General features: G+C 67.3%; 14 protein-coding genes. 8 read left to right on the top strand and 6 right to left on the bottom strand.

The window, feature by feature from the left end:
• The first annotated feature begins 178 nt into the window (after nucleotides 1-178).
• The 4 genes from J2W22_RS08495 (at nucleotide 179) to J2W22_RS08480 (ending at nucleotide 6,795) form a co-directional block, all read left to right on the top strand.
• Nucleotides 179-3,340 carry a TonB-dependent receptor gene (locus J2W22_RS08495; protein ID WP_307117788.1) on the top strand — a complete coding sequence of 1,054 codons (3,162 nt, stop codon included), beginning with the start codon at nucleotides 179-181 and terminating at the stop codon, nucleotides 3,338-3,340.
• Between the two features lie 223 nt (nucleotides 3,341-3,563).
• Nucleotides 3,564-4,268: a SapC family protein gene (locus J2W22_RS08490; RefSeq protein WP_307117787.1), complete on the top strand. Its 705-nt coding sequence runs from the start codon at nucleotides 3,564-3,566 to the stop codon at nucleotides 4,266-4,268.
• Nucleotides 4,265-5,302: a cupin-like domain-containing protein gene (locus J2W22_RS08485; protein ID WP_373422950.1), complete on the top strand. Its 1,038-nt coding sequence runs from the start codon at nucleotides 4,265-4,267 to the stop codon at nucleotides 5,300-5,302. Before J2W22_RS08490 ends, J2W22_RS08485 begins: the two co-directional genes overlap by 4 nt.
• A gap of 11 nt (nucleotides 5,303-5,313) precedes the next feature.
• Nucleotides 5,314-6,795, top strand: coding sequence for a tryptophan halogenase family protein (locus tag J2W22_RS08480; protein ID WP_307117786.1), 1,482 nt, complete (start codon nucleotides 5,314-5,316; stop codon nucleotides 6,793-6,795).
• Nucleotides 6,796-6,825: 30 nt separating this feature from the next.
• Here the strand turns inward: J2W22_RS08480 and J2W22_RS08475 are convergent, their stop codons facing one another.
• Nucleotides 6,826-7,230, bottom strand: a complete 405-nt coding sequence (locus J2W22_RS08475) for a DUF3597 domain-containing protein (RefSeq protein ID WP_307117785.1) — start codon at nucleotides 7,228-7,230, stop codon at nucleotides 6,826-6,828.
• 137 nt (nucleotides 7,231-7,367) lie between these two features.
• Here J2W22_RS08475 and J2W22_RS08470 point away from each other — a divergent pair, with 137 nt between their 5' ends.
• Entirely contained in the window at nucleotides 7,368-7,955 is a 588-nt protein-coding gene (locus J2W22_RS08470) for a DUF4142 domain-containing protein (protein ID WP_307117784.1), read from the top strand.
• A 35-nt stretch (nucleotides 7,956-7,990) separates the two neighbouring features.
• Here J2W22_RS08470 and J2W22_RS08465 read toward each other — a convergent pair whose 3' ends face one another.
• The 4 genes from J2W22_RS08465 to J2W22_RS08450 form a co-directional block, all read right to left on the bottom strand.
• On the bottom strand, nucleotides 7,991-8,182 hold the full coding sequence (locus J2W22_RS08465) for a hypothetical protein (RefSeq protein WP_307117783.1): 192 nt from the start codon (nucleotides 8,180-8,182) through the stop codon (nucleotides 7,991-7,993).
• Complete coding sequence (locus J2W22_RS08460; RefSeq protein ID WP_307117782.1) at nucleotides 8,166-8,465, bottom strand: hypothetical protein; 300 nt, start codon at nucleotides 8,463-8,465, stop codon at nucleotides 8,166-8,168. The genes J2W22_RS08465 and J2W22_RS08460 overlap by 17 nt, the downstream gene beginning before the upstream one ends.
• Before the next feature lie 17 nt (nucleotides 8,466-8,482).
• Nucleotides 8,483-8,671 (bottom strand): hypothetical protein, encoded by a 189-nt coding sequence (locus tag J2W22_RS08455; protein WP_307117781.1) that lies wholly within the window; start codon nucleotides 8,669-8,671, stop codon nucleotides 8,483-8,485.
• 120 nt (nucleotides 8,672-8,791) lie between these two features.
• Nucleotides 8,792-9,388: a TetR family transcriptional regulator C-terminal domain-containing protein gene (locus tag J2W22_RS08450; RefSeq protein WP_307117780.1), complete on the bottom strand. Its 597-nt coding sequence runs from the start codon at nucleotides 9,386-9,388 to the stop codon at nucleotides 8,792-8,794.
• Nucleotides 9,389-9,438: 50 nt separating this feature from the next.
• Between J2W22_RS08450 and J2W22_RS08445 the strand changes: the two genes are divergently transcribed.
• Together J2W22_RS08445 and J2W22_RS08440 are read left to right on the top strand one after the other, a co-directional pair.
• Complete coding sequence (locus J2W22_RS08445) at nucleotides 9,439-10,620, top strand: aromatic ring-hydroxylating oxygenase subunit alpha (RefSeq protein ID WP_307117779.1); 1,182 nt, start codon at nucleotides 9,439-9,441, stop codon at nucleotides 10,618-10,620.
• A gap of 15 nt (nucleotides 10,621-10,635) precedes the next feature.
• Nucleotides 10,636-12,243, top strand: a complete 1,608-nt coding sequence (locus J2W22_RS08440; protein ID WP_307117778.1) for a phytoene desaturase family protein — start codon at nucleotides 10,636-10,638, stop codon at nucleotides 12,241-12,243.
• On the opposite strand, the gene J2W22_RS08435 is transcribed toward J2W22_RS08440, so the two are convergent.
• The gene (locus tag J2W22_RS08435; protein WP_307117777.1) at nucleotides 12,229-13,530 is read right to left on the bottom strand and encodes an amino acid permease; all 1,302 of its coding nucleotides are present in this window, start codon (nucleotides 13,528-13,530) and stop codon (nucleotides 12,229-12,231) included. The two genes, J2W22_RS08440 and J2W22_RS08435, sit on opposite strands and share 15 nt — an antisense overlap.
• Nucleotides 13,531-13,836: 306 nt before the next feature.
• Between J2W22_RS08435 and J2W22_RS08430 the strand changes: the two genes are divergently transcribed.
• A complete protein-coding gene (locus tag J2W22_RS08430; protein WP_307117776.1) occupies nucleotides 13,837-15,417 on the top strand; it encodes a tetratricopeptide repeat-containing sulfotransferase family protein in 1,581 nt (526 codons plus the stop codon).
• The last annotated feature ends 123 nt before the right edge of the window (nucleotides 15,418-15,540 follow it).

Raw genomic sequence — 15,540 nt, 5'->3', positions numbered from 1 at the left:
ACAATCTGTCGCAGCGATGCAACAGTTTGCATCAATCCGCACGTGGAAGCGGTTCCAATTTATTCCACCCAATTGACAGACGGATTGTCGATGATAGCGATAACATCCGGGAGGCATTTCGCTCGCCCGTAAATAATAAAATGTCGCGCCCTAACAGGGGGCGCGCTGAGGAGGGGTTATGACTAGCTTCAAGCGCACGCCTATACTTGCGCGTTCCGCATCCATCTTCGCCGTTGCCGTCGGGCTTGCCCTGCCCAGCTTCGCCCATGCGCAGACCGACAACGCTGTCAGTGCGCAGGCCAGCGATGGCGGCCAGGTCGCCGAGACGCCGCAGGACGACGGCGCGATCGTAGTCACCGGCATCCGCGCCAGCCTCGAGCGCTCGATCCAGATCAAGCGCGAGGCGCCCGGCATCGTCGATGCGATCTCGGCCGAGGACATCGGCAAGTTCCCCGACACCAACCTGGCCGAATCGCTGCAGCGTATCCCGGGCGTGTCGATCAACCGCACCAATGGCGAAGGCTCGCAGGTCACCGTCCGCGGCTTCGGCCCGACCTACAACATGGTCACGCTGAACGGCCGCCAGCTCGCCACCGCTGCCGTGTCCGTCGTCGGCGGCGACCAGAATTCGGACGGCGCCCAGGGCACCAGCCGCTCGTTCGACTTCTCGAACCTCGCGACCGAAGGCGTCCGCACCCTCGAAGTCTACAAGACCGGCCGCGCGGCCGTTCCCTCGGGCGGCATCGGCGCGACGATCAACGTCGTCTCGCGCAAGCCGCTCGACGACAACAAGACCGGCCTGCACGGCAGCATCGGCGCCAAGGCGGTCTATGACACCAGCGTCAACGACTGCATCGATTGCGGCTCGAAGGTCACCCCGGAAGTCTCGGGCGTTGCCAGCTGGAGCGATCCGGAGCAGCGCTTCGGCGTGATGCTGTTCGGCAGCTATCAGAAGCGCAACTACACCTCGATCGCCGCCACGTCGAACGACTGGAACATCATCCCCTACAGCACCTTCCTGACCGGCGGCTTCGCCCGGTCCGGCGGCGCCTGCCCGACCTCGACCCCGGGGCCGACCTGCACCGTGGTCAACAACGCACCGACCAACCCGAACCAGCTGGTCGCGATCCCGAACGACAGCCGCTACCACTATGCCGAGGGCTCGCGCGAGCGCATCAACGGCCAGGCGGTGGTCCAGTTCAGGCCGACCGACGCGCTGACCATCACCGCCGACGCCCTGTTCGCGCAGAACAAGCAGCGCGAGACCCGTTCGGACCTGTCCAACTGGTTCAGCCGCCCGTTCGACGTGGTGACCTTCGACGGCAACACCACCGTCGCCACCGCGCAATATCTGCACGAGACGATCAACGGCCAGAAGGACGAAGGCTTCGAGGCCCAGTCGCGCGCGCAGAAGGGCAAGCTCGAGGACTACGGCCTCAACCTCGAATGGCAGTTCGCCAGCAACTTCTCGCTGAAGCTGGACGGCCATATCTCGACCTCGTCGAGCACGCCGGACAATGCCAATGGCAACTCGTCGACGCTGGTCGGCATGGGCGCCAACGTCGTGTCCGCGCACTCGGTCGATTATTCGAACGGCATCCCGCAGCAGGACATCACCCTGGGCGCGAGCGGCCCGCTTGACGTCAATGACGTCGGCTCGCAGGTCGGCCGCACTTTCCGCTCGACGCAGCGCCAGAAGGTGAAGGAACTGCGTGCGGACTTCGGCTGGGATCTGGGCGGTGACAGCCGCTTCGACTTCGGCGGCAACTATCGCACCACCGACATGCACCAGACCTTCGTGGCCACCCAGCAGACGCTGGGCGACTGGGGCATCACCAGCCCGGGCGACGTCCAGGCACGGGCACCGGGTGCGCTCCAGGCCTTCTGCCTTGAATGCAAGTTCCACAAGTTCAATCCGGGCGGCGATCCCGAATCGCAGATCGCCTTCCGTGGCGTCGCCTCGGACCTCTACTCGATCCTCTCGCCCTATTATGCCAGCCAGGGCAAGGCGGTTGGCATCACCAGCAGCCAGGACAACCGGGTCAAGGAAGAGATCTGGGCGGCCTATGGCCAGCTGACCTGGAAGGGTGATCTGGGCGGTGCGCCGGCACGCCTCGTCGCGGGCGTCCGCTACGAGCACACCAAGTCGACTACCACCTCGCTCGAAGCCATCCCGGCGGGTATCGCCTGGGTGTCGGACAACGACTTCACCGTGTCGATCTCGAACAACACCCAGTTCGTCGTCGATGGCGGCAGCTACAGCAACATCCTGCCGCAGGTCGATTTCCAGGTGGAGTTCGCCCGGAACCTGATCGGCCGCCTGTCGTACAGCAAGACGATCGCCCGGCCGAACTACAACAACCTCTACACCGCGACGACGGTCGGCGGTCCGCCGCGTCCGACCAACAATGGCGGCATCCCCGGCGCATCGACCGGCAACGCCCGCCTGCGCCCGCTCGAATCGGATAACTTCGACGCTTCGCTGGAATGGTATTTCAAGCCGGACAGCTATGTGTCGGTCGCGTTCTTCGACAAGCGCGTGCGCAACTTCATCGGCAACGGCCAGTTCACTTCCGACCTGTTCGGCCTTCGCGATCCGAGCTCGGGCGCGGCGGGCAGCCGTTCGGGCCAGGCCAAGACCGCGCTGGGCGGCCTCGGCGCGGATGTCAGCGACGTGAACCTGTTCGTCATGTCGGCGCTGATCCAGGCAACCGGATCGGTGGCAGCGGCGACCGCGCAGTTCTCGGCGAACTACAACCCGGCAACCCGGTCGCTGAACGACTCCTTCGTCCAGACGATCAACAACACCTATGACCTGTCGGGCAACGCCAGTGATCCGCTCTACCAGTTCCAGGTGACGCGGCCGATCAACAACAAGGACGCCGAGATCTACGGCGTCGAGCTCGCCGGCCAGTATTTCCTTGGCTCGACGGGCTTCGGCATCGCGGCGGCCTATACGCTGGTGCGGGGCGATGTGGGCTTCAACCTGGGCGCCAACCCGGCGGAAGACCAGTTCGCGCTGCTCGGCCTGTCGGACACGTTCAGCGGCACGCTGATCTACGAGAAGCACGGCCTCTCGGCCCGCGTGGCCTATAACTGGCGCGACAAGTTCCTCTCGGGGATCAACCGCCAGGGCTCGCGCAACCCCGAGTTCACCGCGCCGTTCGGCCAGCTCGATGCGACGATCAGCTACGAGTTCACGCCGAACATCGCCGTGACGCTCGAGGGCATCAACCTCACCGAGACCGCGGTGCGGACCTATGCCCGCAACGAGAAGCAGCTCTGGTTCGCGCAGGAGCTCGACCGGCGCTTCCTGCTCGGTGCCCGCTTCAAGTTCTGATCGTAGCGGTAGCGAGGTGAAGCCCCATCTCCCTCTCCCCCTCAGGGGAGAGGGTCGGGGAGAGGGGCAGGCAACGCCTCGCCACCCTCTCCCTCGATGGGGAGAGGGAGATAAAAAGGGGGAACTGGGGCTGCCGCCATGTGCGGCGGCCCCTTTCTCCTGATGATTGAGGCCCGGCGCGCTTTGCGCCATGCTGGCCTTCCACAGCTGGATTTCCAACACGATGACCCGACCGGTCGCGCTCGACAATGTCGCCCATGCCGATCTGCGCGTCGCGCTACGCCACGGCGCCGCCTATGGCGATTCAGTCAACCAGGCGCTGCTCTTCCCCACCGAATTCGCCGACGCCCAGCGCGACTTCCCGATCCTGTTCAACCGCGATCCCGCCGAGGGTCTCCAGGCGGTCGCCCTGCTCGGGCTCGACCGTGACGAGAATCTGTTCCTCGAAGGCGATCGCTGGGCGAGCCGCCACATCCCGCTGATCCTCCAGCGTGGCCCCTTCCTGATCGGCCTGACCGAGGAGGGCGCGGGCGCCGTCATCCAGCTCGATCTCGACGATCCCCGGGTCGGCGCCGCGGACGGCGAGCCGCTGTTCCTGCCGCATGGCGGACAGAGCCGCTATCTCGACCATGTCGGCCGCATCCTCGCCGCGATCCATGTCGGCATGGGCGAGGCTGCGGCGATGTACGCCGCGTTCGATGCGCTCGGGCTGATCCAGCCGGTCGCGCTCGAACTGATGCTCGACGAGGAGCGCCGCTACATGATCGCCGATCACGAAGTGCTCGCCGCCGAACGGCTCGACGCACTCGATGCCGCGCAGCTGGGGGAACTGCACCGCGCCGGCTATCTCGGCCCCGCCTTCCTGATCGCCGCCTCGCTCGGCAACATGTCGCGGCTGATCGAGCGCAAGACCGTGGCAAGCGCGTGAACCTGGTCGCGGACAGCGCCCCGCGGGTCCGCGAACTGCACGGCGTTCCGCTTGGCGCCATTCCCTATGCCGAGCTGCTCGAAGCCCAGGCGCCGGTCATCCTGCGCGGCGTCGCGCGAGACTGGCCGCTGGTCGCCGCTGCGCGCGAAGGCGACGCCGCCGCCATCGCCTATCTGGAGCGCTTCGATGCCGGCCAACCTGTGGTCGGCTTCACCGGCGCCCCCGCGATCCAGGGCCGCTTCCACTATAATCCCGATCTGACCGGCTTCAATTTCGAGGGCGCCCGGGTCGGCATGACCGATTTCCTCGAACGGCTGCGCGCCGGGCTCGACGCGCCCGATCCCGAGAGCCTCTATATCGGCTCGACCGACCTCGACCGCTATCTACCGGGCTTCCGCGCCGAGAACGACCTGCCGCTCGGCGATCCGATGTTCGACCACGGCGTGCTCGCCAGCATCTGGATCGGCAACCGCACCACTGCGCACGCGCATCACGACATGTCGCACAACATGGCGATCTGCGCGGCCGGGCGCCGGCGCTTCACCCTGTTCCCGCCCGACCAGGTCGCCAATCTCTATCCCGGCCCGCTCGAGCCGACGCCTGGCGGCCAGGTGATCTCGATGGTCGACTTCGCCGCGCCCGACTTCGTCGCGCAGCCGCGCTTCCGCGAGGCAATGGCGGCGGCGCAGGTCGCCGAGCTGGAACCCGGCGATCTGCTCTTCTACCCCGCGCTCTGGTGGCACCATGTCGAGGCGCTGGCGCGCTTCAACGTGCTGGTCAATTACTGGTGGAACGAGGCGCCGGCGTTCCTCGACACGCCGCAGACCACCCTGCTCCACGCGATGCTGAGCCTGCGCGATCGCTCGCCGGCGGAGAAGGCGGCGTGGAAGGCGATGTTCGACTATTATGTCTTCGGTCCCGCGGACCGGGCCGCGGCGCATCTGCCGGCGCACGCCCAGGGGCCGCTCGCACGGATCGACGCGACATCGGCGCGGCGGCTGCGCGCGCAGATCATCAACAAGCTCAATCGCTAGGGGGAACGGGGATGGACCAGGCACCGGTCAGGCGCGTCGTGATCGCGGGTGGCGGCACCGCCGGCTGGATCGCCGCAGCGGCGCTCGCCAAGACGCTGGGTCCGCTGCTCGAGATCACCCTGGTCGAGAGTGACGAGATCGGCACCATCGGCGTCGGCGAGAGCACCATCCCCACCGCGCGCACCTTCCACCAGCTGCTCGGCATCGACGAGAAGGCGTTCCTCCGCGAGACGCTGTCCACCTTCAAGCTCGGCATCCTGTTCGAGGACTGGGCGCTTGAGGGCGACCGCTACATCCATAGCTTCGGCCAGATCGGCAAATCGACCTGGATGGGCGACTTCCACCATTTCTGGATGCAGGCACGCGCGGAAGGCTGGGGCGGCGATCTCGGCGACTATTGCTTCGAGCTGCAGGCCGCCAAGGCCGAACGCTTCGCCATCCCCGAACAGGGGCACATCAACTACGCCTATCACCTCGATGCCGGCCGTTATGCCCGCTTCCTGCGCGCTTTCGCGGAACCGCAGGGCGTAAACCGTATCGAGGGTAAAATCGAAAGCGTCGAACAGCACCCCGAAACCGGCTTCGTCACTGCCCTCAAGCTCGCCTCGGGCGAGCGGCTGGAGGGCGATCTGTTCATCGACTGCACCGGCTTTCGCGGCCTGCTGATCGAGCAGACCTTGCACGCCGGATACGAGGATTGGAGCCATTGGCTCCCCACCGACAGCGCCCTCGCGGTGCAGACCGAATCCGTAGGCCCCGCAGTACCTTACACCCGCGCGACGGCGCACGAGGCGGGCTGGCAATGGCGCATCCCGCTCCAGCACCGGGTCGGCAACGGGCTGGTCTATGCCAAGGATTTCCTCGACGACGACAAGGCTCGCGCGCTGCTCGACAGCCGGATCGAGGGCAAGACGCTGATCGAGCCGCGCCTGATCCGCTTCAAGGCCGGCCGCCGCAAGAAAGTGTGGGACAAGAACGTCATAGCCCTCGGCCTTGCCAGCGGTTTCGTCGAGCCGCTGGAATCGACCAGCATCCATCTGATCATGATCGCGATCACCCGCCTCGTGCAGCTCTTCCCGTTCGGCGGAATCGGCGAAGGCGTCGCGGCTCGGTTCAACGCGCTCAGCCAGGTCGAGATCGAGCGGATCCGCGACTTCATCATCCTCCATTATCACCTGAACCAGCGGAACGATGGCGGCTTCTGGGATCATTGCCGCACGATGGAGATCCCCGACTCGCTCGCCGAGCGGATCGAGGCATTCCGCGACGGCGCGATCGCCTGGCAGGCATCGGACGACCTGTTCCGGGTCGACAGCTGGGTGCAGGTGATGCTCGGCCAGCGGCTGGAGCCGAAGAGCCATCACCATATGGGCCGGATGATCGTCGAGGGCGAGCTGCAGTCCGCGCTCGGCGAGCTGAAGTCCGGCATCGCGCGCACCGTGGCGCAGATGCCGGGACACCAGCAGTTCCTGGACCGCTATCTCGCCGCGTGATCGGGCGGGACAGCGGTCCCGGCAGGCAGGTCAGGCGTTGCGCAGGCTGTCCGGCACCACGCCGCCATTCTCGGCGAGCTTGGCCATCACCGCCTTGTGCAGCGCGATGTTCTGCTCGGCGCTGCCATGCTCGCCGGCATGCACGTTCAGCTCCTCGGCGAGCTCCTTGCGCGCATCGAGGCCGGAATCGAGGTCGAGCAGCTTGAGCAGGTCGACGATCGACGTCTGGTAATTGCCGCCGCCGCCCTTCATCTCCGCCATCTCGGAAAGCACCGCGCCGACATCGACCTGCGCGGCGGGTTCGGGCACCGGCGCGGGCGCGGGGGCCGGCGCAGCCGCTGCCTCGGCGGGGGCAGGCTCGGGTGCGGGGGCCGGTGCGGGCGCGGCCGATTTGTGCCCGAAGATCTTCCCCATGATGTTGCCGAAGATGCTCATCTCTTCCTCCCGTCCATGCGCCGACGCGGCGCCCCTGCAGAACGCACGCGCCATCAAAGGGTTCGGGCGGAACGGGCGATAAAGGTGGGCGTTCCCCTGACAGCCCCTCCTTGCGGGGCCATGCCAGGGAGGTACGGATGCCAATAGTTCGTTGGATGACACTGGGCGTCGCCGCGCTCGCGCTCGCAGGTTGCGGATCGAAGACCGAGACCAGCAGCACCGAAACCACCACGACGACCACGACGACCAACACCGATGGCGGGATGATGATGGCCAACGGGACGGACATGGCGCCAGCGCCGGCAGTCTCGGCGGGCCAGGCCTTTGCGAATGCGGCAGCTTCCAGCGACGCCTTCGAGATCGCCAGCTCGCAGCTTGCCGAAGGGCAGGCAGAATCGGCTGCAGTGAAGAAATTCGCCGCGTCGATGATCAAGGCGCACACCGAATCGACCGCCAAGCTCAAGACCGCCGCCGGCGCGATCACCCCCGACCCGACGCTGACCGCCGAGCAGCAGCAGGCGCTCGACTCGCTGAAGCCGCTCAAGGGCGCCGACTTCGACAAGGCCTATGTCGCCGCCCAGATCGATGCGCATGAGAAGACGCTGGCCGCGCTCAAGGTCAATTCGGCCGACACCAATGTGCCGGCATCGTTGCGCGACTTCGCGACCAAGCTGAGCCCGACCGTGGCCGCGCATCTCAACATGGCCAAGGGCCTGAAGCTCTAGGCCGGGAAAGGGCGGCCGCGCCTAGGCCGGCCGCCCTATTTGCGCTTGTGCTCCGAGCGGGCGAATTCCGCCACGACGTCGGAAAAATCGCCGTCGCTTACTTCGGCCAACGGATCCTCCTCGCCGGTCATCGGGATATCATCGGGCTCGGCACCGGCGAGCGCATCGACCGCGCCGTCGCGCGGCGGCGGCCCCTGCCGGTCGTTGGACTTAGGGTTCTGCTCCATCGCTTCCTCCGTCGGACACCCGCGACATCGCCGGCCGTCCCCGCGCCCGCACCGGTTGACCTCGCGCGGCGCGGCTCAGCTGGTTGAGCTGCCGGCGCAGCGACGGCCCGTCCAGATGCGACGCGACGTTCGAATAGCCTTCCGCATTCAACTGCCGTTCGATCTGATCGATCCGTTCATAGCTTCCCGACTTGGCCAGTTCGATGGCGCGCTCGATCAGGGTCTTTCCATGCATGCGCCCGTTCTGGACGCGATTGCCGGCGCTGGCTTCAACATAGGTCAAGATAGAACCGGGACGCCTTACAAGAGCCGGGAAGCGCGCGAGGACTGCATCAGGTTGCGCAGTTGCTTGCGGAAGGTGGGCGCCGAGAAATGCTGCGCGGCATTCGAATAGCCTTCGAACGACACTTCGCGCTCGATCTCCTCGATGCGGCGATAGGCGCCGGTATTGGCCAGCTCCAGCCCGCGTTCGATGATCGACTTCGACATGACATCCTCCCTGCATCGCATATGCCCCGGGGAAAACTCGGTGCCCGGCACCGGGGTTCCTGCAAAACCGCCGGGACTCACATGGATCAGCACGTTCCGCGCCGGGCGATCCGGAATCCGTCACGCTTCGAGCAATGCGGCGATCTGCGCTTCCGCGATCGCGCGCGCTTCGTCCGCGTCGAGCACCGAGGGAGAAAGGCAGAGCTCGAGCCACAGGCCGTCGACCAGCGCAGCAATCGCGATCGCTGCGCGGCGACGCGCCGCCGGCCGGAGCCCGCATGCGGCCAGCAAGGCCTCCAGCCCCTCGCGATAGCGGGCATATTGCACGTCATGGAGCGCCGCGATCTCGCCGCGCGCGATCACCAGCCCCCAGAATGCCGTCCAGGTGGCAAGCAGCGCGCGGTCGGCAATCGGCGGGGCGAAGCTCGCCGCGACATAGGCCAGCAGCTGCGCATGCGGATCGTCGCCGGCCGCCTCCATCGCGCTTTCGAGCGCTGCCGAGACCTGCTCGCCGACATGGGCGTAGGTCGCGGCGATCAGCGCATCGACGCCGCCGAAATGATGCGCGACCAGCCCCGGCGAGACGCTCGCCTCCAGCGCGATGGCGCGTACCGATGCGCCGCTCGCCCCGTCGCGCGCCAGTACGCGCGCGGTCGCCTCGATCAGCGACAGGCGCCGCGCATCGGGTTCGGCGCGGGTGAAGCCGGGCTTGCTCATCGCGCGAGCTTATTATACGATCGTACAACAAGCAACGCCTGGAGCCGGCCATGGCAACCACCGTCCCCTTGCCCGAACCGGGCCGCGACCCCGATGCCGACTGGTCGCTGCCGGGCTGGATCTATACCGATCCCGAGTTCCTCGAGCTCGAGACCGCGCATATCCTGCGCCCGTCCTGGCAGATCCTCTGCCACGAGAGCGACCTGGCCGGGCCGGGTGACTGGCGCACCCTTTCCTATCTGGGCGAGAATGTCGTGGCGGTGCGCGGACGCGACGGCGTGCTGCGGGCCTTCCACAATGTCTGTCGCCACCGCGCGATGCGGATCGTCGAGGGCGACAGCGGCTGCACCCGGAAGCTGGTCTGCCCCTATCATGCCTGGGCCTATGAGCTCGACGGACGCCTGTCGGGCGTACCGATGCGCCACGACTATCCGGCACTCGACATGGACGCGAGCGGGCTCGTGCCGGTCGACCTGTCGATCTGGCGGGGCTTCGTCTTCGTCCGGCTCGAGGATGATGGCGGGCCGTCGGTGGCCGAGATGATGGCGCCCTACGAGACAGAGATTGCGCCCTATCGCTTCGAGGAGATGCGGCGGATCGGCGATGTCAGGACGCGCGAACGCGCGGTCAACTGGAAGAACGTCGGCGACAATTATTCGGACAATCTCCACATCCCCGTCGCGCATGACGGGCTGACCCGGCTGTTCGGCAAATCCTATGCGATCGAGGCGTCGGGCTGGGTCGACAAGATGTCCGGCCAGCTCGTCGACCGCGTCTCGGCCAATCCGTGGGAGGCGTTCTACCAGCGCCATTTGCCGCGCGTCGATCACCTGCCGGAGGCCAACCAGCGGCTGTGGCTCTACTACAAGCTGTGGCCCAACATGGCGTTCGACATCTATGCCGACCAGATCGACTTCATGCAGTGGCTGCCGGTCTCGCCGACAAGCTGCGTGCTGCGCGAGATGGCGTTCGCGCTGCCGGACGACCGCCGCGAGATGAAGCTGGTCCGCTACGCCAACTGGCGGATCAACCGCGTCGTCAACGCCGAGGACACCTGGCTGATCGAACGCGTCCAGCAGGGCATGGCGTCGCGCAGCTATACCGCCGGGCCGATCGGGGCGAGCGAAGTGTGCCTGCGCAGCTTCGCCGCCAAGGTCCGCGCGATCATCCCCGAGGCCCGGCTGCACCGAGCGCCGGCACCGGGCTGGTCGCGCCGACCGCGCAATATCTGATTCTCGGGAGGAAGCATGAAGCGATACGACGCGATCGTCATCGGTGGTGGGCACAACGGACTGGTCTGCGCCTTCTATCTCGCCCGGGCGGGGCTCAAGGTCCGCGTGCTCGAGCGCCGGCACGTCGTCGGCGGGGCGGCGGTGACCGAGGAATTCCATCCCGGCTTCCGCAACTCGACCGCCAGCTACACGGTCAGCCTGCTGCGGCCCAAGGTGATCGCCGACATGAAGCTGCACGAGCGCGGCTTCCGGATCATCGAGCGGACGATCAGCAACTTCTTTCCGTTCGAGGACACCTATCTCAAGCTCGGCGGCGGCACCGCGCGGACCCAGGCCGAGTTCGCGCGCTTCTCGCAGAAGGACGCGGACGCCTATCCGGCCTATGACGCGGCGCTCGAGAAGGTCGCCCAGGTGCTGCGCGACCTCGCGCTCAAGACGCCCCCCAATGTCGGCGGAGGGCTGCGCGCGTTGCTGAGCGGCGCGGCGCAGGGCTGGCCGCTGTCGAAGATGGGGATCGAGGCGCAGCGCGACCTGCTCGATGTGTTCACCAAGTCGGCGCGCGACTTCCTCGACGGCTGGTACGAGGACGACCACGTCAAGACCGCCTTCGCCTTCGACGCGGTCGTCGGCAACTATGCCGGGGTGTCGACCCCCGGCTCGGCCTATGTCCTGCTCCACCACGTCTTCGGCGAAGTGAACGGCAAGCTCGGCGCCTGGGGCCATTCGGTGGGCGGCATGGGCGCGATCACCCAGGCGATGGCGCGCGCCTGCGAGGATGCCGGCGTCGAGATCAGCCTGGAGGCGCCGGTCGCGAAGGTGCTTGTCGACGGCGGCAAGGCGGCCGGCGTGCGGCTGGAGAGCGGGGAAGAGATCGCCGCGGGGATCGTCGCCGCCAATGTCGGGCCGGCGATGCTCTATCGCCAGATGCTCGACACCAGCGACCTGCCCGCCGACTTCAACAAGCGGATGCGGAGCTTCAAGACCGGCTCGGGCACCTTCCGGATGAACGTCGCGCTCAGCGAGCTGCCGGACTTCAGCGTGTTGCGCGGCAAGGAGAAGGCCGAGCACCACACCGCCGGGATCATCATCGCGCCGGGCATGGACTATATGGACCAGGCCTATGACGACGCGAAGGCGCAGGGCTGGTCGAAGAAGCCGATCGTCGAGATGAAGCTGCCGACCACGGTCGACGACAGCCTGGCGCCCGAGGGGATGCACATCGCCAGCCTGTTCTGCCAGCAATTCGCGCCGCAGCTACCGGACGGGCGCAGCTGGGACGATGCGCGCGAGGAAGTCGCCGACCTGATCATCGAGACGGTCAACGACCATGCCCCCAATTTCAAGGCGAGCGTGATCGCCCGGCAGATCCACTCGCCGCTCGACCTGGAACGCAAGTTCGGGCTGATCGGCGGCGACATCTTCCACGGCACGATGGGGCTCGACCAGCTCTGGGCGGCGCGGCCGGTGCTGGGGCATGGCGACTATCGCGCACCGGTTTCGGGGCTCTACATGTGCGGATCGGGCACGCATCCGGGCGGCGGCGTGACGGGCGCGCCCGGACACAATGCCGCGCACGAGATCCTGCGCGACCGATCGCTGGTGCGGCGGCTATTGCCGATCTGACCGGGTTCGCCGCACCCAGAGGAATACCGGGATGCCCAGCACGAGCAGGCCCAGTCCCCATGCATTGGCGTGCAGGCCCAGCCCGTAGATCATCCACAGCACGAAGCCGGTGGAGGCGAGCGCGGCCAGCTGCGCCAGGCGGTCGCCCGCAAGCAGCCTGAGCCCGGCCAGCGCGCTGACGAAATAGGCGAGCATGCCCGCGGCGAGGCTGATCGTCGCGATCTCGGCGAACAGCGCGCCGGTCGACCCGGTATAGTTGAGCGCCATCACGATCGTCACCAGCACGCCCGATACGAGGTGCGCGCGCGCCGGGGTACCGTGGCGGCTCTCCCGGGCGAACCAGGCCGGGAAGACGCCGCCCCGCGCCATCGCCCAGGGCATCTCGCCCTGCAGCAGGACGAAGCCGTTGAGCGTCCCGAGCGCGCTGATCGCCGCGAAGAGGGCCACGACCTGCAGCGCCCCGCTTCCCCATGCACGCCCGAGGAACTCGGCGAGCGGCGCCGGTGAGACGGCGGTCACGTCCGCAGGCATCATCAGCCCGATCGAGCCGGCGACCAGGACATAGACCAGCCCGGTCAGCGCCGTGCCGAGCAGCGTGGCGAGCGGCACGATCCGTGCCGCGTTCCTCACCTTGTCGGCCGGAACGGTCGCGGATTCGACGCCGAGGAATCCCCAGAAGGTGAGCGCCACCGCGCCGGCAATGGCATTGGCGCTGATCGGCACCGCCGGATTGGCGGCGATCGCGGCACCGCCTTCGCGGGCCAGCAGCCAGAAGGCGAGCAGCATCACCGCGACGAGCGGCGCCAGCTTCAGCACCGCGGTGACCAGCTGGATTCGCCCGGCCAGCGCAACCCCGCGGATGTTCACGGCGACCGCGGCCCAGATCAGCAGCAGCGCCGTGGCGAACGCCGGCGTGCCGCTGCCGAGCCGGGGGAACGGCACGCTGAGCGCGCTCACCACCGCGATGGCGAGCGCGCCATTGCCCGCCCAGACCAGGATCCAGTAGCTCCATGCCACCGCGAACCCCACCGCCGGGCCGAACGCGGCATCGGCAAAGGCATAGGGCCCGCCGGCGCAGGGAATCCGCGCCGCGAGCCGCGCGAACACGAAGGCCAGCGCCATGGCGCCGAGGATCGTCACGCCCCAGCCGATCAGCGCATTGGCGCCGAGCGGCGCAAGCGTCGCGGGCAGCAGATAGATGCCCGAGCCGATCATGTTGCCCACCACCAGCGCCAGCGTCGGCCAGAAGCCGAGCGCACGCCGGGGTGGAGGGAGCGTATCGCTCACGCGGCCATGATGTCGATGATCGCGCGCCCGGCGACCGGCATGGCAGCTCCAGCCGCCTGGCTCAGCAGTTGCCGCCGCCGTTCGGGCACATATCCGCATCCTGCGTGGTGAAACCGAAGAAGAGTGCGAACAGCAACGCCAGGTCTTCCATGATCGATCCTCTGCACCGTGAGCGATACGGGCAGCATACACGCTGTTCGACGCAATGCCATTGCATTCACCGCCGTTGGAAAGGGTCACCCACAATGCCCCGGCGAACGCGTCTTCCCGCTTGATCGCGCGGCGCGTGCGTGGTCACATCGCGCGATGCTGGCGACGCGCTTTCCTCCCGACCTGCTGGACGCCGCGCTCGCGCTGCACGACAATCGCCTTCCGGAAGCCGAGCGCGGCCTCAAGGCCTATCTCAAGCGCGATCCCTTCGATGCCCGCGCGATCCGCATGCTCGCCGAACTCGCGGGCCGTATCGGCCGGCTGAAGGATGCCGAGAACCTGCTGCGCCGCGCAGTCGAGATCGCGCCCGCCTTCACTGCGGCCCGCGCCAACCTCGCACTGGTGCTCTACCGCCAGAACCGCGCGAGCGAAGCGCTCGACGAGCTCGACCGGCTGATCGAGGCCGAGCCCGATCACCCCGGCCACGCCAATCTCAAGGCCGCCACGCTCGGCCGGCTCGGCGCATTCGAGGAGGCGATCCAGCTCTACGAGCATGTCCTCGCCACCGCGCCCGACCAGCCCAAGCTGTGGATGAGCTATGGCCATATGCTCAAGACGGTGGGCCGCCAGGCCGACGGCATCGCTGCCTATCGCCGGGCGATCGCGCTGCGCCCGGAGCTGGGCGAAGCGTGGTGGAGCCTCGCCAATCTCAAGACCGTGCGCTTCGACGATGCCGACATCGCGGCGATGGAAGCCGCGCTGGCCGACAGCGCCATTGGCGACGAGGACCGCTTCCATCTCGATTTCGCGCTGGGCAAGGCTTTCGAGGACCGGCGCGAGGCCGATCGCGCCTTCGCGCATTATGCCGCGGGCAACCGGCTGCGCCGCACCCAGCTCGTCTATGATGCCGACGAGACCGAGCGCTTCGTCGACGATTGCATCACGCTCGCCACCGGTGATTTCCTCGCCGACCGCGCCGGCTGGGGCTGCGATGCGGGCGACCCGATCTTCATCCTCGGCATGCCCCGTGCGGGCTCCACGCTGGTCGAGCAGATCCTCGCCAGCCACAGCGCGATCGAGGGGACGACCGAGCTTCCCGACTTGCCCGCCCTCGCCCGCCGCATCCCCAATTATCCGCACGGCCTGGCCGAACTGACGCGAGACCAGGCACGCGACCTCGGCGAGGAGTATCTCCGCAGGACCGCGGTCCAGCGCCGGACCGACCGGCCCTTCTTCATCGACAAGCTACCCAACAACTGGGCGCATGTCCTGCTGATCCGGCTGATCCTGCCCAATGCCACGATCATCGACGCGCGCCGCGAGCCGCGTGCCTGTAGCTTCTCCAACTTCAAGCAGCATTTCGCGCGCGGCCAGGCGTTCAGCTATGCGCTCGACGACATGGGCCGCTATTATCGCGACTATGTGCGGATGATGGCGCATCTCGATCGCGTCCAGCCTGGCAGCGCCTACCGCGTAATCCACGAAGCGCTGGTCGCCGATACCGAGGCCGAGGTGCGCCGGTTGCTCCAGGCTTGTGGCGTCGAGTTCGAGCCCGCCTGCCTCGCCTTTCACGAGACCGAGCGCGCGGTGCGTACCGCAAGCTCGGAGCAGGTGCGCCAGCCGATCTTCACCGGCGGGAACAGCGCCTGGCGCCCCTTCGCCCCGCATCTGGAGCCGTTGATCGCCGCGCTCGGCAACGTCGTCGATCCCTATCCGCAGGTGCCCGGCAACTTGTAACGTTGCAGAAACATCACGGTCCGCGAAGATTGCACACGCGTTTCCGGCAGGCCGATTGACGGCTGCTGCATCGCAGCACAGTCTCCCATGACATTGAGATTACACTGGGGGCTGCGATGATAT

Source organism: Sphingomonas kyeonggiensis (assembly GCF_030812785.1).
GTDB lineage: Bacteria > Pseudomonadota > Alphaproteobacteria > Sphingomonadales > Sphingomonadaceae > Sphingomonas > Sphingomonas kyeonggiensis_B.
The sequence above is the reverse complement of the archived record's forward strand: the minus strand, read 5'-3'. Positions and strand labels throughout refer to the sequence as shown.

What these genes read in the sequence shown, in the direction of transcription:
- J2W22_RS08495 (WP_307117788.1), top strand. Translation starts at nt 179, where the DNA reads ATGACTAGCTTCAAGCGCACGCCTATACTTGCGCGTTCCGCATCCATC.
- J2W22_RS08490 (WP_307117787.1), top strand. Translation starts at nt 3,564, where the DNA reads ATGACCCGACCGGTCGCGCTCGACAATGTCGCCCATGCCGATCTGCGC.
- J2W22_RS08480 (WP_307117786.1), top strand. Translation starts at nt 5,314, where the DNA reads ATGGACCAGGCACCGGTCAGGCGCGTCGTGATCGCGGGTGGCGGCACC.
- J2W22_RS08475 (WP_307117785.1), bottom strand. Translation starts at nt 7,230, where the DNA reads ATGAGCATCTTCGGCAACATCATGGGGAAGATCTTCGGGCACAAATCG.
- J2W22_RS08470 (WP_307117784.1), top strand. Translation starts at nt 7,368, where the DNA reads ATGCCAATAGTTCGTTGGATGACACTGGGCGTCGCCGCGCTCGCGCTC.
- J2W22_RS08465 (WP_307117783.1), bottom strand. Translation starts at nt 8,182, where the DNA reads ATGGAGCAGAACCCTAAGTCCAACGACCGGCAGGGGCCGCCGCCGCGC.
- J2W22_RS08455 (WP_307117781.1), bottom strand. Translation starts at nt 8,671, where the DNA reads ATGTCGAAGTCGATCATCGAACGCGGGCTGGAGCTGGCCAATACCGGC.
- J2W22_RS08450 (WP_307117780.1), bottom strand. Translation starts at nt 9,388, where the DNA reads ATGAGCAAGCCCGGCTTCACCCGCGCCGAACCCGATGCGCGGCGCCTG.
- J2W22_RS08445 (WP_307117779.1), top strand. Translation starts at nt 9,439, where the DNA reads ATGGCAACCACCGTCCCCTTGCCCGAACCGGGCCGCGACCCCGATGCC.
- J2W22_RS08440 (WP_307117778.1), top strand. Translation starts at nt 10,636, where the DNA reads ATGAAGCGATACGACGCGATCGTCATCGGTGGTGGGCACAACGGACTG.
- J2W22_RS08430 (WP_307117776.1), top strand. Translation starts at nt 13,837, where the DNA reads ATGCTGGCGACGCGCTTTCCTCCCGACCTGCTGGACGCCGCGCTCGCG.